A 19,222-nucleotide genomic window follows, 5' to 3' on the forward strand; every position below is an offset into this window, starting at 1 on the left:
CGAACCCATCTTAAACGGTTGACCCGCAAGACTATCTGCTTCTCAAAGTCAGAAGAAATGCACGATAAGATCATCGGATGGTATCTGACGATCAATCATTACCACTAAATCTGCGTCACGACCTAAACACCACGTTACAATATTTAAAATATTTACTTATGGGTATTACCAACGTTATTATTATGCAACGCTAATGAGGAGAATGTAGCACATGGAAAGTTCATTTTCGCCTACTGAAAGTATTTTAAGCCTGTACGCAACAACACTTGAAGAATTTCCACGCCAGGAAATTCAGTTAACCCGTCTTAGCATGCATACCCACTCAAAGTTACTTGAATATCGTAATAAAAATTTCAAGGCGCAGGGAATAAATGAAACGCTGTTTATGGCGTTAGTTATATTAAATGCACAAAAAGACAAGTCAATTCAACCATCAGAGTTAAGCCTGGCCCTCGGTTCGTCCAGAACCAATGCGACACGCATTGCTGACGATCTGGAGAAAAAGGGATGGATCGTTCGTAAAGAAAGTGGCAAGGATCGTCGCTGCCTGCATCTGTTCCTGACCCCGGCAGGACAGGATTTCATTAATGGTATGTTCCCACAGCAGCATGCAAATTTAATCAAGATTTGGGATGTCTTCTCAGAGGAAGAACGTACTCAACTTGAACAGTTAAATCGCAAACTGCTTACCCGCCTGGAAACTATCGACCACACCTGATTGTTAATGCTGTAATTTAGCCAAATATGCGATCCCGTCGTATACTGCTAAATTACAGCAGTTTATCGCTGCCTTATTGCACAAAATACCCATAAACTATAGCGCTGGATTTCAGGGTAACTGAATGCCTTTCTGTGTCATTCAGAGCAAACTTATTTGAGGTAGAACCGAATGTCCGCGGAAACGCTCTCCCCGCAACCAAGAAGTAATAAACAAACGCGCAAGCTGGCCATGATAATAGCATCCGTGCTGTTCATCCTTATTGGCGCGGGCTATGCCATCTACTGGTTTGTTGCGTTACGTCATCATCAGGCAACCGATGATGCTTATGTGGCCGGTAATCAGATTCAGGTTATGGCTCAAATAGCCGGTAACGTGACCACTATCCATGTGGATAATACTGACCGGGTAAAACAGGGAGATGTTCTGTTAACGCTGGATCCAACGGATGCACAACAAGCCTTTGAGCGTGCTCAAACCGCACTGGCAAACAGCGTGCGCCAAACTCATCAATTAATTATCAATAACCGCCAGTTGCAGGCCAATATTGAGCTGAAAAAAACGGCTCTAAACCAGGCAACGGCAGATCTGGTTCGCAGAGAAACGTTGGGTAAAGCTGCTGCAATCGGTAAAGAAGAGCTACAACACGCCAGAGACGCAGCCGTTAGCGCTCGTGCTGAACTGGAAGTGGCATTACAACAATATCAGGCCAACAATGCGCTGGTGCTTAATACTCCACTTGAACTGCACCCTTCCGTGCAGCATGCATCATCCCAACTTCGTGATGCCTGGTTAACGTTACAGCGCACTAAAGTTGTGTCGCCTATCGATGGCTATGTTTCACGCCGTAGCGTTCAGGTTGGTGCGCAAGTCGCCGTGGGTAATCCACTCATGGTGATAGTTCCCGCCGATCAGGTTTGGGTTGATGCTAACTTTAAAGAGACGCAACTGGCCAATATGCGCATTGGTCAACCGGTCCGTATCACCAGTGATTTCTATGGTGACGATGTGGAATATACCGGCACCGTCGCCGGGCTGGACATGGGGACTGGTAGTGCCTTCTCGCTACTGCCGGCACAAAATGCGACCGGTAACTGGATTAAAGTCGTTCAGCGCCTGCCAGTACGTATTGAACTTGACCCACAGCAGGTTGCACAGCATCCGTTGCGTATCGGCCTGTCAATGGAAGTTACGGTAGATACGGCCGTTCAAAATGGACTGGTGCTGGCCGAAAAACCACGTCAGGGAGTCGCCTATGAGACCAATGCGCTCACATATGACCTGACACCGGTAAATATGCTGATTACTGATATCATCCATGCCAACGCCGGCAACTGATGCCAAAAATGAATAAAGCACCGCTCAAGCCCCTTCAAGGGGCTCAATTAGGTTGGATCACGCTGGCTCTGGCACTGGCTACATTTATGCAGGTGCTGGATTCCACTATTGCCAACGTGGCAATCCCAACCATTTCCGGCGATCTGGGCTCATCCCTCTCTCAGGGAACATGGGTTATCACTTCGTTTGGTGTCGCTAACGCTATCTCCATCCCGTTAACCGGCTGGTTTGCCAAACGCGTTGGTGAAGTGCGTCTGTTTATGGCTTCCATTACGCTATTCGTGGTGGCTTCATGGCTGTGTGGGATGTCACACAGCCTGGAGATGCTTATCTTTTCCCGGGTTATTCAGGGGTTGGTAGCCGGGCCAATTATGCCGCTATCCCAAAGCCTGCTGTTGAATAACTATCCTCCGCTGAAGCGCAGTATGGCTTTAGCTTTATGGTCAATGACGGTAACGGTGGCGCCCATTTTTGGGCCAATACTGGGCGGCTGGATCAGCGATAACTACCACTGGGGATGGATTTTTTATATTAACGTTCCGGTCGGTATTGCTGTGGTTATTATTACCTGGGGCATCTTAAAAGATCGGGAAACACCCACTGAAATCCGCCCTATTGATACCGTTGGGCTGGTGTTGCTGGTGGTGGGGATTGGCTGCTTCCAGATGCTGCTTGACCGGGGCAAAGAGCTGGACTGGTTCCATTCAACTGAAATTATCGTTTTATCGGTAATTGCCGTAGTCGCGATCACCTTCCTGATTATTTGGGAGTTAACGGACGATCACCCGATTGTGGATTTATCACTATTTAAGTCGAGAAACTTCACTATAGGGTGTCTGTGTATCAGCCTGGCATTTATGCTGTATATCGGCTCAATTGTGTTACAGCCACAGTTATTGCAGGTGGTGTATGGTTATACCGCTACCTGGGCAGGACTGGCCGCTGCGCCAATAGGGCTAATTCCATTACTATTAGCGCCGATTATCGGTAAATATGGTCCTAAAATCGATTTACGTCGATTAGTTACCTTTAGCTTTATTGTGTATGCCGGTTGTTTCTACTGGCGGGCCTATACTTTTGAACCGGCAATGGATTTTGCCGCCGTTGCCTGGCCTCAGTTTGTGCAGGGTTTTGCCATTGCCTGTTTCTTTATGCCGCTGACGACAATTACGCTTTCCGATGTAGAGTCATCAAAAATTGCAGCAGCATCCAGCTTGTCTAACTTTTTACGAACATTGGCAGGCTCCGTAGGCACATCTATTACCACTACCTCCTGGACTCAAAGGGAGGCATTGCACCATACCCGATTAACCGAAGCCATTAACCCTTATAATCCGCTGTCGCAGCATACTTATGAATCTATGGGTAAAATGGGGATGTCGCCGGGGCAGATTAGCGCCTATCTCAACAATCAGATAACCAATCAGGGGCTGATTATTTCTGCCAATGAGATTTTCTGGCTGTTTGGCGGGATCTTCCTGTTGCTGTTAGTATTTGTCTGGTTTGCTAAACCACCGTTTATTATTGGTGGCGGAGCGGCACATCGAAGTGCGGAACACTAAATAAAAACAAACCTGTTGTTTATAACTATATTATCTGAATAGAAAAACAACCTGATGTCGTTCGCTACACAGGTTGTTATTTATTAGACGTGTTATTGGTTAGATTTAATATTGCGTAAATTTTGTCCACTAATAATGTAGTGTAAAAATTAGTAATTATGCAAGTGGCCGAGCAGGGGGCGTTAAGGGCGAACGCCCCCTGCACCCTTACGCCTTCGCACCCGAATCCAGACCGTGTTGATAAACAATATCCATATTGCTACTCAGGCTACCGGCACATCATTCACATCCAACCCAAGACGCGCTGAATAATCTTTGCATAATGCAGCAGATTCGCGCCCAGCTGTTCGATCATCGCGGGCGTTGCCCCTTTTTGTGGGCCAAATATCGCTGATGCCCCCTGAGGGCCGGTTAATAGATTGTTTAGCACCCAATGCCTGAACCATCCCTGCTCCACCGTCATTAGTTGCACTGCGGCCATACCCACCAGTTGACCATGTTGGCGTAAAACGTCACCCCGTCAGGCCAATCACCCCGACGATATCCTGAGCGAGTTTGGCATCAAGGTGATCAAAAGACATGGCGGTATCCCTGAAGTAGTTCCGACCCTCAAGACTAATTGTTGTTTTTATTCAGGGCATTGTGCAAATGTGCAGATGTGTATTCTATTTATTCAAATTGCGGAAACAGTCACAATTATGAGAAGGGAAAATAGCGATTTGTATAGGAAAAATATCAATTTGATAACAATAACGGTATATCTCCCTGAAACAGGGAGAAGATAAAGGGAGATCTTGTAGGGAGCAGCATATTCGACAACGGAGCTACTCTGCCGCCATTAATTTACGATATTCATCATAAGCATAGAGATCGGTCATGCCGCTGATATAATCCTGAATCAATCGGGCACGATAATAGAATTCGCGAATCTCTAACTGAGATTCAGGCAAATGCCCTAATTTAGCCATCGCTTCTTTATAGGCCATACAGTGTTTGGTGGAAAGTTTATGGAACAGTCGGGTTTCTATCAGATAGCCCCGGTGACCGTTCTCTTTAACCAAACGAGTAAAATCAGCCATGGGCATATCCAGCAACGGGCTGTAAATATCCAACAGACCATTAATCACCCGATAGCCCTGTAGCTCCAACTGCTCAACTTCTTCGTGACTGAAAACATATTTCAGCGCTACATTTTTATAAGCGCTCAATAACTTAAAGGCCTCGTCACCGTCTTCCAGTAGCGCCTGATTAAAGCGGCCGGCAAATATCGCTGGTAAATTCTGAATAAAGCGCTGGGCCGCTTTAGGTACCAGTTGACCCACGGTATATACCCGCAGGTACATAAAAAATTGATCTTCACGATGACGATAGCCGCTTCCCCGTTCCATTTTGCAGATGGCGCTACCGACGGTTTTATCAAATAAATCGCCCTCGGCTACCGTTCCCCAGGCACATTTCAGATGGTCATATAGCTGCTCAATAGTCAGAATGCTCTTCTCCACTGCATCTTCAAGATCGGCAATGCAGTAAGAAATATCGTCTGCCGCTTCCATAATATAAGTCAGCGGGTAGCGGCTGAACTCTTCCATGCCCAGCTTATAACGTAGCTCGGTAACAAACGCTTCTTCCGCCAGATAGTAGCCGGGTTTTTTCATCAAATAGCTGAACTCAGCGGGAACGCTGTCTGACCAGTAGGCAGGTTTGGTGTATTTCAGTATGCAGGCAACCTGAGAATAGGTCAGATTCAGTTTCAGCAGCGTATGCACCAGGCGAATCGCCTGCGCATTTCCTTCAAAGTTACTTAAGTCCTGACAGATGCGCAGTCGGAGTTGATTCAATTCTGGCTGATTGTCTTCCAGCCGCAGGCAATTATAGTGGCATAGCTTACCGGCCCCGGCGTTAAGACGTTTACCAAACCAGTTATTAATTGCGGCTTCACCAAAATGGCCAAAAGGAGGATTACCCACATCATGCATCAGGCAGGCCATTTCAACGATGCTTTCAAAAGCCTCCAGGGTTTTATCCAGCCCTAATTGCTCAATACGTCCCTCTTTTTTCAACTGGTAAAAGATATCTTTGGCAATATGGCGACCGACCTGTTGTACCTCCATGGAATGAGTTAAACGGCTGCGCACCGCTGCGTTGCGCTCCAGTGGAAATACCTGTGTCTTTTGTTGTAACCGGCGAATAGCCGCAGAATTGATAATACGCCCGCGATCGCTTTCAAACTGGCGGGTAATTTCGTATTCCCCTAAGGGGACTGGCGATGATGAACTAAAAGGACGCTGAACTGTTATTCTCTTGCCAAAATCAATCCCGGACATAGCCTCTTCCCATTCTGCTGGTGGCAGCGCTGCGTTCTTCCCCCGAAGCCCTGCCTTTTCGATTCTATCCTGATGAAAACCAAAGTGGTTCTGTTTCATCGCGATATGACATTTTCAGCCATAATCATACATTATCCGCTCACGGATTAAAGATTAATCAAAAGCCGCTAAAAATCTCTGCATCTGAAGCGACTCATTTCCCTCATTAGCATGATAGACTACGCGCCAATTTATGCATCGAACTTAGCAGGAGATCGCGATGAAAATAGGTATTATTGGCGCCATGGAGCAGGAAGTTGCTCTGCTGCGTTCGCAAATCGAACAGTGTGAAACCATTAAACGCGCCGGTTGTGAAATTTACATCGGTCGTTTACATGGCGTAGAAGTGGCTTTATTAAAATCCGGTATCGGTAAAGTTGCCGCCGCACTGGGTACGACCCTGCTGTTAGAAACCTGTCAACCCGATGTGATAATTAATACCGGTTCTGCTGGTGGTCTGGCTTCAACCCTTAAAGTGGGCGATATCGTGGTGTCCGACGAAGTTCGCTATCACGATGCCGATGTTACCGCATTTGGTTATGAACCCGGCCAAATGGCGGGCTGCCCGGCCGCTTTCCCGGCAGACTCCAGACTGATTGCGCTGGCCGAACGCTGTATTCAACAGTGTGACCTGCATGCGGTTCGTGGCCTGATTTGCAGCGGCGATGCCTTTATTAACGGTGCCGAACCGCTGGCGCGTATTCGTGCCACCTTTCCTGCGGCCATTGCCGTTGAGATGGAGGCCGCAGCCATTGGCCACGTATGCTATCAGTTTGACACACCGTTTGTGGTGGTTCGCGCGATCTCTGACGTTGCCGATCAAAAATCTCATCTGAGCTTTGATGAATTTCTGGTAGTAGCTGCCCAACAGTCCTCTCTGATGGTTGGCGCTATGCTTAAGGCTCTGGCAGAACAACAATAATGGCAGTTCAGTCTTTCGTGCAAAAATACCTGACAACGCCGCTGTTAGTTCTGCTAACGGCGGTTGGCTTGTCTGTGGGTTCTCATCAGGTATATGCGGCTCCACAGCGGGTTATCAGTCTGGCACCTCATACTACCGAGCTGGCCTATGCCGCCGGGATGGGCGAAACCTTGATCGCAGCCAGCGATTATTCAGATTATCCTCCCGAGGCAAATAAACTGGAAAAAGTGGCTTCCTGGCAGGGTATAAATCTGGAACGCGTACTGGCACTAAAGCCCGACCTGATACTGGCCTGGCGCGGCGGTAACCCACAGAAGGTTTTGGATCAACTCTCCGGATTTGGTATTTCGCTATTCTATTCTGACCCGCAAACAATTCAGGAAATTGCAGATAATCTGAACCAACTGGCCGCCTATAGCTCTAAGCCTGAAATAGCCCATCAGGCCGCGGCTAAATTGCTGGCCGACAGGCTGGCGCTTGAAAAACGCTACCAGAGAAAAGGCGAACCGGTCAGAGTATTTCTACAATTTAGTAACCAACCGTTGTTTACTGCCTCAGGCAAAACCTTACAGAGCGAGGTTATTTCTCTGTGCGGTGGAAAAAATATATTTGCCGACAGCCCGGTTCCCTGGCCTCAGGTTAGTCGTGAGCAGGTACTTACCCGTAAACCACAGTTAATTGTTATTGCGGGTGAACAGGAAAAAATTAAAAACGTTCAAACATTCTGGCGCGGTCAGTTAGATATTCCTGTCGTTACCGTTCCGGAAGACTGGTTTAACCGCAGCGGACCAAGGATAATTCAGGCCGCTGAAGTCATATGCCAAAAGATGTCTGAAATATCATCTGTTCCCTGAATAATGCGGGTTGCATCAAGACGGTAAGTGAGTGGACAAGCCGGTAAAGAAGCAACTCAAAATATAAGGGAATACACCATAGGATTGGAGTACCTGTTACATGTTGGTTTATTGGCTGGATATTCTTGGAACCGCAGTTTTTGCTATTTCTGGCGTGCTATTAGCGGGAAAGTTACGCATGGACCCCTTTGGGGTTTTAGTGCTCGGAGTGGTAACCGCGGTAGGTGGCGGAACGATCCGCGATATGGCATTAGCCAATGGCCCGGTATTCTGGGTTAAAGATCCTACCGATTTAGTGGTCGCTTTGGTGACCTGTGTGTTTACTATTCTGCTGGTTCGTCATCCCCGTAGCCTGCCAAAGTGGATCTTACCGGTGCTGGATGCCATCGGCCTTGCGGTATTCGTTGGTATTGGCGTTAACAAAGCTTTCATTGCCGGAACCGGCCCGCTGGTGGCTACCTGCATGGGTGTATTAACCGGCGTTGGCGGCGGCATTATCCGTGATGTACTGGCCCGTGAAATCCCAATGATCCTACGTACCGAAGTCTACGCCACCGCCTGCATTATCGGCGGTTGTGTACACGCCACCGCCCACTACTACTTCAATCTGGGTCTGGAAGAGTCCGGTATGATAGGCATGGTCATCACCCTCACCATCCGCTTGGCCGCCATTCGCTGGGGCCTGAAACTCCCAACGTTTAGTTTGGAAAAGTAAGAAATATAATTATCAGGCAGGACAGAAATTGGCTTAGATTGACCCCCAAGCAGGCAGACAAGAATTATTTCAGATTGATAACAACGTATTGCGATTCAAATTTGTTTCTTAAAGTAGTCAATCGTTGGGAGGGACGGGCGTTGGGGTCGTAGCAGCTTTAGCTGCCGGACAAACAGGCAAAGCCTGTTTGAACAGCGCTTGCGCTGGCCCGCAGGGTGAAATACCAAAAGGTATTTCATAACTGCCCCTAGCCCGGCCAGGCCCAACGCACTCCGTTCTCAAGTACAGATGGTCTTCCGGCCGCGCTCAATATAAATATAAGCACATAGTCATTACGGCCGGAATATACTCTGAAGCTAACCTAAAATATCAAACAACTAATACTCAAACACTAAACGACGATCCACACCCACAGGTGCTCTTCGCATTAGGATTCTGAATAATAAAGCGAGAACCTTCCAAACCTTCAGTATAGTCAACCGCACCACCGATTAAATACTGCAGGCTCATGGGATCAACAACCAGAGAAACACCCTGCTTCTCAATAATCATATCGCCATCGTTGACCTTTTCATCAAAGGTGAAGCCATACTGGAAACCGCTGCAACCACCACCGGTAATATAAACACGCAGTTTTAATTCAGGATTGCTTTCATCAGCAATCAGCGCCTTTACTTTATTCGCTGCCGCATCGGTAAATTCGAGGGGCAAAGCAGTTGAATCACTCATCAATTGTCTCCGGCTTATCTGGTTCAGACCCGCTACAAGGGCAGGTTTAATAATCTTATAATTATCTTATAATTATCTAATAGTTGACTAAAACGTTCAAGTATTATACGCAGTCGTGCCTCATTCCACAATCAGTCAGCGAGAGGCATAACAAACACATAGCCCGTAAGCTACGCCTGATTACGCTATTTTACCACCACCGCCGATAACAAAATGTGTCAAATGACGCTTTATTTTTTTCCTGTGTTTACGGTTATTGTTCCCTGTTATGGCCGAACTATCGAAACGCTCTGACAAGACTGGTAAAGATTCTAAAGCTGATATTTATCCTCACTTCTTTTAGAATAAGCTGATATAACCTATTCCGATAACAAGGCAGGAGCCTCTTCATGAATAAATCAGAAAGTCTATATCTACAGGCCCAGCAGGTCATTCCCGGCGGAGTTAACTCACCAGTACGCGCATTTACCGGTGTGGGCGGTGTACCACTGTTTGTTGAACGTGCAGATGGTGCTTACCTGTATGATGCAGACGGTAAAGCCTATATCGACTATGTCGGTTCATGGGGTCCAATGATTCTTGGCCATAATAATGATGTGATTCGTGATGCTGTGATTGAGGCGGTACAACGTGGTTTAAGTTTTGGTGCGCCAACCGAAATGGAAGTAGAAATGGCAACGCTGGTGACGGAACTGGTTCCCTCCATGGATATGGTGCGAATGGTTAACTCCGGTACGGAAGCGACAATGAGCGCCATTCGTCTGGCCAGAGGTTTTACCGGCCGCGATAAAATCATCAAATTTGAAGGTTGCTACCACGGTCACGCCGACTGCCTGTTAGTAAAAGCGGGTTCAGGCGCACTAACTTTAGGTCAGCCAAATTCGCCGGGTGTACCGGCTGACTTTGCCAGACATACCCTGACCTGTACTTATAACGACCTCAATACAGTACGTGAGGCATTTGAACAACATCCTGACGCTATTGCCTGTATTATTGTTGAGCCGGTTGCCGGCAATATGAACTGTATTCCTCCGGCTGCCGACTTTCTGCCGGGTTTACGCCAACTGTGTGATCAGTACGGTGCACTGCTGATTATTGATGAAGTGATGACCGGTTTCCGCGTCGCTCTGGGTGGTGCTCAGGCTTACTATAATGTTACGCCAGATCTGACCTGCTTAGGTAAAATCATCGGGGGCGGTATGCCTGTGGGTGCATTTGGTGGTCGGCGCGATGTGATGGCAGCGCTGGCACCCACTGGCCCGGTTTATCAGGCGGGAACCCTGTCCGGCAACCCTATTGCTATGGCCGCAGGTTATGCTTGCCTGAGCCAGTTAACCGATGTGGGTGTTTACTCACAGCTGGCGGAAAGAACCGGGCAGCTCGCCAATGGTTTACTGAAAGCAGCGAAAAAACAAGGCATCCCACTGGTGATGAACTACGTTGGCGGTATGTTTGGTATTTTCTTCACCGATGCTGATAGCGTAACCTGCTATCAGGACGTGGTGAAATGTGATGTTGAACGCTTTAAGCGCTTCTTCCATTTGATGCTGCACGAAGGTGTCTATCTGGCTCCATCGGCATTTGAAGCGGGCTTTATGTCACTGGCTCACTCAGAAAAAGATATTCAACGTACAATTGATGCTGCTGAACGCTGCTTTGCGAAACTGGCTGCGTAAGTGGTTACTATCCGGTGATATCGCTGATATCACCGGGTTTCATTGCCCCATTCGACAAATTGATGCTGGTGATTCAGACAATATCTCACTCCGGCCTTAATGTTTCCTTCTCCTTCATAAGCCACAGCAAAACGAATGCGTTTTCCGTCAAAATAGGGAATGGAAGCGCAGCCCCCTTTTCCCAATACAACATAATCAACCGAACCCGCACAGGCTATCAGGGCATCTGGCCCCATTGCCACAATACGAACATCGTTCCCGGCGCTAACCACTCTGGCTTCTGCGCCAAAGCTGGAAATATGCGAGAGATCGCCAGCGCTGGCAACTTTAGAGCCATCCCCCACGCTGCTAATGCGGGCTCGCATTCCCGCGCTGCCTATTTTTACCCCTCGTCCGGAACTGCTGACTTTGGCAGAATTTCCCGCAGTGGCAATGCGTGCTCTTTCCCCTGAGCTACCAATCCGCACATCATGCCCGACACAGCCGACCCTTGCGCCGTATCCACAGCTGGCAACCTGAGAGGAATAACCGGCACTGCTAATCCAGCCATACTCACCGCAACTCCCAATCTGGCTGTTTACCCCGGCGCTGGCAATTCTTACGCTGCTACCAGTGCTGCCAATTCGGGCCTCATCGCCGCTATTGCTAATCTGGCTACTGTTATCGATATTCATTATGCTGAAATAGTCTGCACCACTCGCCTGTCGGCCAGCATATTGATTTGTGGAGACGGTTTTGAATTCGTGTGGTGCTGAAGATTGCTGTATGGCCATCGTCATCGGCCGGTGGCTTAACACATCGGCCAGCAGATCGGTGGCATCGGTTTCCTGTAGGGCAAAGTTCTCTTTTTCCAACCACAGAGAATAAGCATACTCCACCAGACTGGTGGCCCAGTCGACATAACCGTGCCGAATCAGAGCATTGTGAACATCAGCATAACGCCCGCCCTCAGGGAAGTTTCTGAGAAACCAGCGATAAATATTAGGGCCTGTGTGCCAGGCCCTGAGTTCTTTGCGGGTTATCAACATCATCAGTGACGGTGATAACCATCAATCATACACTTAAAGGTTTCCGTTGGTGTACGCCCGGTAGTGCACAGATACAGATGACCACAAATAAAGAAGAGACTAAACACTGCCAGTAAAAAATGCGCCTGAAGGATCCAGTATCGAATACCAAGCTGCTGTAGACCTAAAACCTCCGGATAGAAGGATATTAACCCGGAAATCAGCAGCAGAGGCACCAGCCCATACATAACCCCCACATAGGCAACCTGCTGTAGCGGATTAAACTTTGAGCTTTGAGTCGCCGGGAAAGGATGTTCCTCCCCCTTCATAATGCCAAACAGATAGAAATTTACCTGTCTCATCGCGCGCCCTAACCAGCCCTGAGGCTTGATCAGATAGTGATGACCATTGCCCCCCAGCGCATTAATCAGCACAAAGCCAATCCAACAGGCTAACAGTAAGAATCCACAAACTTCGTGTACAGCAACCAGGCTTTTAACCGCGGCTGGAGCAACCAGATTAAAATGATTAATCATACCGCTGCACAATAACAGGATGAATAACAGTGCGTTAGACCAATGCCAAAAGCGTACCGCTTTCGAGTAGAGATAAACTTTCTCGCCGTGGTCCTGCATTTGCCGGTTAGCCTGCCTGAAACGTAAAAAAGCATGCAGAGCCAACACCAGCAGCATACCTACCAGCGCTATTCCGGCAATCACCAGCCATACCGGCCAGAACTCCGGTGTAAACACAGGAATATAGAGACTTAGCTGGGACTGGAATTGTTCAGCATTTGGCATCGCGTTCATACATTATCCTTTTTAATCAGATGTTGACCGAAGCGGCGATAAAGGTGAGGGGCACCGGCACCTTTTAACTGGTACTCGTAATATTTATTATTTTTTAGCCAGTTCTGTACGACTTCGCTGTCTTCCCGACCAAAAATCAACGCATTCTGTGGACAAACGTTAACGCAAATAGGAGCAAAACCTTTTGCCAGCCGGGACTCGGCACAAAAATCGCACTTGTCCGCCACTTTCGTTACCGGATTGAGGTAACGAACCTGATAAGGACATGCGCCAATACAGTAGCTACAGCCAATACAGCGCGGCTTATCTACCCGCACAATTCCCCGGTCGTCACGCCAGGAAGCTCCCGTTGGGCAAACCTCAATACAGGGTGCATCTTCACAATGCTGGCAGGAGTGACGGAAAAAGTGATATTGGGTTTCGTTTTCATTATCCGAAACCGGAATATGGGCAATGGATAAGCGGCTTCCCTGGTCGGGAACATGATTCACTTTACGACATGCTCTGGCACACAGATTACAGCCGTTGCACAGGGTTTCATCATGAATCATGGCGTAACGGACCTGATTGGTTTTGTTTGATGCCGCAAGTAAACTTTGGCCCGGGCCGGAGAAAAATATAACCGTGCCCATACCGATGACAAATTTACGCCGAGTGTAGGTCATCTGCTAATCCCCTGATTCTGTTGACTGCAGTATTCCGGCATTATCCATAACGTTAACAATGCATTGCTCATCTCTCTTTCTCCGCCATTCTCTATTTCTAATGTGATGAAATAGCAAGGTACTGCCTGTGAATAATGACCTGAATCTTCTGTTTTTTAATTGTCATTACACCCTGTAATCCATATGCCGCAATGCGCCATTTAGCTCTTTTTATGCGTTATGGATTTTGAAACTGTTCAACTTCTAACCATTCACAGAGTCCATAAGCTTTTCCATAACTCATAAACCGTTCACTAAACAGGTATGCCTGCCCGTCAGATGAGGCTACCGGCCTGATATCGGCATAATCAGGATGGGTATCAATCGCCTTCAACGCCGCTTCAATCTGTTCTAATTCAAAGCAGTAAGGAGCCAGCATCAGCATTGCAACCTTATAAGGACGCGGATAGGTTTCGCACTCAAACCTCACCGCTTGTACAATGGTTTTACAGATATCCTTCTCAATCACCAATACGCACATATTGGCGTAATTCACCGAAATACTTTGAGTCGAATAGTAGTAATCATCCTGAGCGCCGGCACTGAGCATAATGTCGGCAAAAGCCTCGGTATGCTCAATTTCTTCCAGTACTTGCGTCAGGTCCTGCTCTGACATCGAGTAAGGTGGTGCCAGTAACATACTACGGGTCACCAGTGAGCCAACCATTGAACTCTGTCGGATGAAATCTGCCACCACCTCAGCAGGAGAATCTTGCTGTTCAGCCAATTGTTGCTGTACTGATTCAATATCCTGCTGAAGTGCGCCAGCTTCACCCTCCATCGCTGCTATCCAGCGCCTTTTGCTCCTGTCTACCGCCTCTACTGTCGTGCCATCAACGGCACTTTCATTAACAGAGGTGAAGTCTTCCGTTGATTCCCGCATATTTCCACCGTTCTGGTTTAAGGTAACAGGTTCAGTGAAGCCAAATCAGTGGCCACATCTTCCATCCCTAAACGATGCAACGTCTCTTTAGTCGGGCAGCCCAGTTTAGGATCCCAACCCATTTCGGTGTAGAACATGGTGAAGGCTTTATGCATATCTTCCCGATCCATTTTGTCGGTACCTTCGGTAAATACCGGAATTTGTGGATCCTTATCAAACACCCATGAACAGATTTGGTCGTGTTCATTACGCATATCCATGGTTTGCATCAGTTTGACGGTATAGGCCCGGTGCAGAGTAAAAATTCGCTCGGCGGCCAAATCCAGACTTTCCTGAGTAGTTTCATCACCGGTAATAGCCTGGAAAAACTTAGCTTCCAGCGCTAAATCACCCCGATAATTACGGCTCTTCAACGGAGAAACCGTCATTGGCCATACCCAGTTACATAAAGTCACTGCATTATGTAAACAGACTTTCAACAGGGTCCATTTGGCATACTTAATTTTGGCCTGATTTATTGGGGTATAGTTTTTGGTTTCGTCATAGGCATCTTCAGAGCCAAACAACTCTGCGGCCACTTCCCGTTGTAATTTGAACGGCAAACCAGAACCAATAAAGTTGATATGCGTGTGGGTCATGCAATCACGGTTAAACATACAGTTAGTGATAGCTCCCACCTGCGCTGAAGCTTCGTTCGCATGATGAACCGGAAAACCAAATGGAGACCAAAGCTTGTTTTTGGCGTAGGCCCAGTACTCTTCACCCAGATTCCAGCGCTCTGCAATGGCATAGGAACCATCCGCCAGATGGCTTAGCTCTCCGGTGCGGTGCGCAAGACGATGATAGAAGTCTTTAATGAAATTAGGGTCGCCATCTTCCAGTTGATCCCAACGAATTTCTGCATACTCTTCTGCCGGTAAAACGCGTTTGAAAACCCCTTTGGTATAGCAATAGGTGAAATCACGATGCAGCTGACCATAGTTACACCAGATACCATAGTCATCAAACAGATTAAGCCCTACCAGATTGCCAATAACGCTACCATCGCCTTTCTCCTCAAAGTCTTTAGGACCTTTTGGGAAAATGGTGGTATGAACAAAGTTAGCCACGCAGGTGTTACCACCGGTAGTTGGTACACCGAAATCTTTCACCCGAGGGATATTCAGTTGGGACATACAGCGAATCGGGCAAGAATGGCAGCCGCTCATTTTTACCGTGTATTTTTCTGCTGCCGGACCTAAATCGAACACTGACTTATAGGTACGAAAACCAACGGTGTTTTGGTTACCCGGCGGTATTTCACCGGTTTCAATTGGCCCACCTTCTGCGGCTCCCCAAAACAGCCCCTTACGTGCCGTCCAACGGGAGCTGGGAGATGAATATTCAGCCCATGCCTGAGGCGTACTTGGCACCACATGGTTATTATTAGCGCCAATCAGCTCGGTCATCATGTAATCATTAAGGCGCTTCATCTCCTGACGGTCAGCGACCCTGACGCCTTTGGTGCCTTCAACCGCAATGGCCTTCAAATTTTTGGAGCCCATAATTGCGCCAGTACCTGCACCGCCGCTGTGGTTACGGCTGTTAAGCATACAAGAGAGTGGAACCAGATTTTCCCCAGCCTGACCGATTGTCGCCACACAGGTTTCAGAACCGGTTATTCGACAGATCTCTTCGGTCGTTGCCCGGGTACCTTTACCCCACAGGAAATCAGCCTTTTCAATGGTGACCTTATCGTCTTTAATATTGATCCACACCGGAGACTTAGCTTTACCTTCAATAATAATTCCGTCATAGCCGGCAAACTTCATCTGTGCGGCAAAAAAACCGCCCATATGTGCATCAACCACCAAATTGCCTTTGGTAAAAGTAGAAAGGGAGGTGATATTAACCCTTGAGCTGCATGGAGCTCCGGATCCGGTAAGTGGACCAACGGCAAACACCAGTTTGTTCGCTTCATCAAAGGGCTTGGTTCCGGCCGGAACCTCGTCATACATGATTTTGTAACCAATCCCCATGCCACCAACAAATTTCTTATATTTGCTGGTGTCTTCCACGCTAATCTCTCCTGTAGAGAGGTTGATTCTTAAGATGTTACCCATCCAACCATTAGCCATGATGTTTTCCTTAGAACACATAAATCAAAAGGAGCTGTTTTCGGATGCTGCCGATTAAACAGTGATATCTTTCCACTCAATGATCTTTAATGCCCCGGTAGGACAGGCATTAGCGCATTCGCCACACAAAATACATTTTGATGATTTCTTGGTTTCTGTATTTACGGTGGCCATCATCCATGGACAGGCTGTGGTGCAGGCACTGCATCCAATACAACGTTTATGATCGACGGCAATACAGCCCTCTTTTTCGTTATAGGAGATAGCGCCAATAGGACAGACGTTCAGGCATTGAGGGTCTTTACACTGTCTGCAGGTATCCGCTGTGTAATTTAAATCACCAAACAGGCCGCCGCCGGAGCCGACGCCGTTATCACCAAAGAAGTAGTGGCGGTGTATTTTAATGCGGGAGAAAAAGGTACCAACGGAGCCGTCATTGAAGGTTGTGCAGGAAGTTTCGCAACGATGACAACCGGTACATCGTGCCCTTTGTGTTACCAGCACCCCTTTTGGCGTTGTTATTAAGCCAACCGTACCGTTATCAACATCCTCTTGTTTACAACCAAAAAGGGATAACAGAGAAGGAGCTATTGCCAATCCGGTAAGACCTTTACCTGAGATACGTAAAAACTCGAGTCGTGTTAAACCCATTGCTAACAATGGGCGTTCAGCATTATTAGGCATTTAATTCACATCCTCTTCCGTACTCGCTTAAATAACAACACTATTAAAATTATTTTTATAAAATAAGTAAATTTCATGATACCTCTAAGGGGGTACCTGTTTTTAATAATCACCTTCTTTGCAGCAATAATCCGTGATCGTTATCAATTAAAAAACAATAACCATAATAAAAATAAGGTTATTGATTTTCATTATCATCTGAATAAATCAAAAAAGAATGAGGAAAGATAGTTAATATACTTTTTAAATATATAAAAACGTTTCAGATCAGGAAAAATAAAAATAATACAATGATAAATAATGACATTTCTTAAACAACCAACAAACAACACAAGTAAGGCAAACGGGTGTTTATCAAACATGAGATTAGAGCAGCAATAATCAGAATTAATATATTCATCAGACATCAATGATGTGAAAATCATTTATTTATCTCAATCAATCGATATGAAGTTATATATAACGATCAATGAAAATTAATTCCTACAGAAAGAACCTCAAATAAACCGACTGGTTTAGTTAAAATAAATATAAAATTATCTGCTCCTCCTTAAATGTCAGACCTACTAAACAGATAAGATAATGGTAAACTCCATGCCCATTGCCTCTTTTTCACTATATCTAACCTTATGAACAAACTTGCCACTCTGTGTGGAATGATTGCGATCTTACTGTGGAGTATGAGCGTAGCCTTAACCCGTAGCATCGCTGAAGCCTTAGGCCCTTTTGGTGCCGGAGCGGCAATATATAGCGTGAGTGGGTTGCTGGTGTTGTGCGTCATTGGCCTGCCAAAAATCAGAGAGCAGCGCCCGGCCTATCTTTGGGGCTGTGGTGCCTTGTTTGTTATTTATATGGTTTGCTTTGCCCTGGCGATTGGTATGGCTGCTAATCGTGCCCAAGCCTTAGAAATTGGGTTAATCAATTACCTTTGGCCAAGCCTGACTCTGGCTTTTGCCCTTCCCTTATTAAAAGTAAAAGCCCGCTGGTGGTTATGGCCGGGAATATTATTGGCATTTTTCGGTGTGGTTTGGGTGGTGAGCGGCGGTACCCTTAGTTTTCAGCAGTTTATTACCCATGCCGGGCAAAATCCCGTTGCTTATCTACTGGCGGCAGTTGCAGCGTTGTCCTGGGCGCTCTACTCTAATCTGGTAAGAATCTACTGTCAGGGGAAAGGCGTTTTGCCCCTGTTTTTACTGGCTACATCGGTCTGCCTGTGGGGGATGACGTTTATTTTTTCCGGGCTTCCAACAGAGATGCCTTCTGCAACGACATTATTGGAATTACTACTGATGGGTGGAACCACTGCCGTGGCTTATCTTTGCTGGGATAAGGCCATGCGTCAGGGAAATATGACCTTAGTCGCAGCACTCTCCTACTTTACGCCGCTGTTCTCAATTCTGATTGCCAGTCTGTGGCTTAATACCTGGCCGGGTAATGGTTTTTGGTCCGGGCTGGTGATGGTTATTTTAGGTTCTCTGCTTTGCTGGTCTGCCAGCAGGAATAAAACCAGCAGCAATTAGCGCCCTGCAATAAAATCACGATAGCCTTTAAGTGCTTCAAGAAAATCTTCTACGCCGCAGCAGGAGAGGCTTTCCTCATCGTAATAAAACATCCCCTCTTCCATTTCATCACCTTCCAGCTCGATTTGGTTAGCGCGTACAATCACCTCTTCTCCGTCCAGCCACAATATGTATTCATGACCAATTTTTTGCCATTGACGTTCACTGCCTCGTACCTGTTGTATCGCCAGCTCGACTTCATCCAACAGGGCTAAGTTACCTTTCACCTCTTCATTTAACCAGTGGCCTATCGCTTCATGCCCCATAGAAAAAGTAGCAAAGACCTGACCAGTCACGTCGAGCCTGAGTTCATAGTCCATAATGTGCTCCTGTCGTGGTGTTCTTACCGTTAGTGTTATCGCGGGATAATCCCGCGGTTGATATCTCTATAATAGTCATGGAATGGATTAGTAAACCATGATCTTTTTTGATTTTAAGCAATCAGGCTGAAAGGTTAAAATGCAACAAAGTCAGAAATAGTGGCTGAAAAATTGATATGAATATCGTCTGGTTGCTAAGATGCGGTTATATGTATTGAAAAAGCACAATACACATCAGATCCGCAAGTAAAGGAGTGTATGA

Annotated in this window: 18 protein-coding genes and 1 pseudogene; 9 read left to right on the plus strand and 10 right to left on the minus strand. The window is 47.0% G+C overall.

Going from position 1 to position 19,222, the window contains the following annotated elements; translation table 11 throughout:
- The 4 genes from LPW36_RS11770 to emrB all read left to right on the plus strand — a co-directional run.
- A partial coding sequence (locus LPW36_RS11770) for an IS1 family transposase (protein ID WP_230608631.1) occupies positions 1-108 on the plus strand: 108 nt, incomplete at its 5' end.
- Between the two features lie 103 nt (positions 109-211).
- Entirely contained in the window at positions 212-718 is a 507-nt protein-coding gene (mprA, locus tag LPW36_RS11775; protein WP_230609838.1) for a transcriptional repressor MprA, read from the plus strand.
- A gap of 171 nt (positions 719-889) precedes the next feature.
- Positions 890-2,056, plus strand: a complete 1,167-nt coding sequence (gene emrA / locus LPW36_RS11780) for a multidrug efflux MFS transporter periplasmic adaptor subunit EmrA (protein WP_230609839.1) — start codon at positions 890-892, stop codon at positions 2,054-2,056.
- Between the two features lie 8 nt (positions 2,057-2,064).
- Entirely contained in the window at positions 2,065-3,618 is a 1,554-nt protein-coding gene (emrB, locus tag LPW36_RS11785; protein WP_230609840.1) for a multidrug efflux MFS transporter permease subunit EmrB, read from the plus strand.
- A gap of 295 nt (positions 3,619-3,913) precedes the next feature.
- On the opposite strand, the pseudogene LPW36_RS11790 reads toward emrB, so the two are convergent.
- Together LPW36_RS11790 and dgt are read right to left on the minus strand one after the other, a co-directional pair.
- A pseudogene (locus LPW36_RS11790) lies at positions 3,914-4,103 on the minus strand (glycerate kinase); the annotation flags it as partial.
- A 339-nt stretch (positions 4,104-4,442) separates the two neighbouring features.
- The gene (gene dgt, locus LPW36_RS11795) at positions 4,443-5,942 is read right to left on the minus strand and encodes a dGTPase (RefSeq protein ID WP_230609887.1); all 1,500 of its coding nucleotides are present in this window, start codon (positions 5,940-5,942) and stop codon (positions 4,443-4,445) included.
- Between the two features lie 259 nt (positions 5,943-6,201).
- On the opposite strand from dgt, the gene mtnN reads away from it, so the two are divergent.
- From mtnN to LPW36_RS11810, 3 genes are all read left to right on the plus strand, one after another.
- Positions 6,202-6,903 carry a 5'-methylthioadenosine/S-adenosylhomocysteine nucleosidase gene (gene mtnN / locus LPW36_RS11800; RefSeq protein WP_230609841.1) on the plus strand — a complete coding sequence of 234 codons (702 nt, stop codon included), beginning with the start codon at positions 6,202-6,204 and terminating at the stop codon, positions 6,901-6,903.
- Complete coding sequence (btuF, locus tag LPW36_RS11805) at positions 6,903-7,757, plus strand: vitamin B12 ABC transporter substrate-binding protein BtuF (RefSeq protein WP_230609842.1); 855 nt, start codon at positions 6,903-6,905, stop codon at positions 7,755-7,757. Before mtnN ends, btuF begins: the two co-directional genes overlap by 1 nt.
- Before the next feature lie 100 nt (positions 7,758-7,857).
- Positions 7,858-8,472 carry a TRIC cation channel family protein gene (locus tag LPW36_RS11810; RefSeq protein ID WP_230609843.1) on the plus strand — a complete coding sequence of 205 codons (615 nt, stop codon included), beginning with the start codon at positions 7,858-7,860 and terminating at the stop codon, positions 8,470-8,472.
- 384 nt (positions 8,473-8,856) lie between these two features.
- Here the strand turns inward: LPW36_RS11810 and erpA are convergent, their stop codons facing one another.
- The gene (erpA, locus tag LPW36_RS11815) at positions 8,857-9,201 is read right to left on the minus strand and encodes an iron-sulfur cluster insertion protein ErpA (protein ID WP_230609844.1); all 345 of its coding nucleotides are present in this window, start codon (positions 9,199-9,201) and stop codon (positions 8,857-8,859) included.
- A gap of 389 nt (positions 9,202-9,590) precedes the next feature.
- Here erpA and hemL point away from each other — a divergent pair, with 389 nt between their 5' ends.
- Positions 9,591-10,877 carry a glutamate-1-semialdehyde 2,1-aminomutase gene (gene hemL / locus LPW36_RS11820; protein ID WP_230609845.1) on the plus strand — a complete coding sequence of 429 codons (1,287 nt, stop codon included), beginning with the start codon at positions 9,591-9,593 and terminating at the stop codon, positions 10,875-10,877.
- A gap of 29 nt (positions 10,878-10,906) precedes the next feature.
- Here hemL and LPW36_RS11825 read toward each other — a convergent pair whose 3' ends face one another.
- The 6 genes from LPW36_RS11825 to LPW36_RS11850 form a co-directional block, all read right to left on the minus strand.
- Positions 10,907-11,908 carry a YdhT family protein gene (locus LPW36_RS11825; RefSeq protein WP_230609846.1) on the minus strand — a complete coding sequence of 334 codons (1,002 nt, stop codon included), beginning with the start codon at positions 11,906-11,908 and terminating at the stop codon, positions 10,907-10,909.
- The gene (gene phsC, locus LPW36_RS11830) at positions 11,908-12,693 is read right to left on the minus strand and encodes a thiosulfate reductase cytochrome B subunit (RefSeq protein WP_230609847.1); all 786 of its coding nucleotides are present in this window, start codon (positions 12,691-12,693) and stop codon (positions 11,908-11,910) included. The genes LPW36_RS11825 and phsC overlap by 1 nt, the downstream gene beginning before the upstream one ends.
- On the minus strand, positions 12,690-13,358 hold the full coding sequence (locus tag LPW36_RS11835; protein ID WP_230609848.1) for a 4Fe-4S dicluster domain-containing protein: 669 nt from the start codon (positions 13,356-13,358) through the stop codon (positions 12,690-12,692). Before LPW36_RS11835 ends, phsC begins: the two co-directional genes overlap by 4 nt.
- A 217-nt stretch (positions 13,359-13,575) precedes the next feature.
- Positions 13,576-14,280 (minus strand): YdhW family putative oxidoreductase system protein, encoded by a 705-nt coding sequence (locus LPW36_RS11840; RefSeq protein WP_230609849.1) that lies wholly within the window; start codon positions 14,278-14,280, stop codon positions 13,576-13,578.
- A gap of 17 nt (positions 14,281-14,297) precedes the next feature.
- Complete coding sequence (locus LPW36_RS11845; protein ID WP_230609850.1) at positions 14,298-16,397, minus strand: aldehyde ferredoxin oxidoreductase; 2,100 nt, start codon at positions 16,395-16,397, stop codon at positions 14,298-14,300.
- A 54-nt stretch (positions 16,398-16,451) separates the two neighbouring features.
- A complete protein-coding gene (locus tag LPW36_RS11850; RefSeq protein WP_230609851.1) occupies positions 16,452-17,081 on the minus strand; it encodes a ferredoxin-like protein in 630 nt (209 codons plus the stop codon).
- 629 nt (positions 17,082-17,710) lie between these two features.
- On the opposite strand from LPW36_RS11850, the gene yddG reads away from it, so the two are divergent.
- A complete protein-coding gene (yddG, locus tag LPW36_RS11855; protein WP_230609852.1) occupies positions 17,711-18,601 on the plus strand; it encodes an aromatic amino acid DMT transporter YddG in 891 nt (296 codons plus the stop codon).
- Here yddG and LPW36_RS11860 read toward each other — a convergent pair.
- Positions 18,598-18,960, minus strand: coding sequence for a YacL family protein (locus tag LPW36_RS11860; RefSeq protein WP_230609853.1), 363 nt, complete (start codon positions 18,958-18,960; stop codon positions 18,598-18,600). The genes yddG and LPW36_RS11860 overlap by 4 nt on opposite strands.
- Positions 18,961-19,222: the final 262 nt, after the last annotated feature.

The organism is Limnobaculum eriocheiris (assembly GCF_021010575.1).
Classification (GTDB): domain Bacteria; phylum Pseudomonadota; class Gammaproteobacteria; order Enterobacterales; family Enterobacteriaceae; genus Limnobaculum; species Limnobaculum eriocheiris.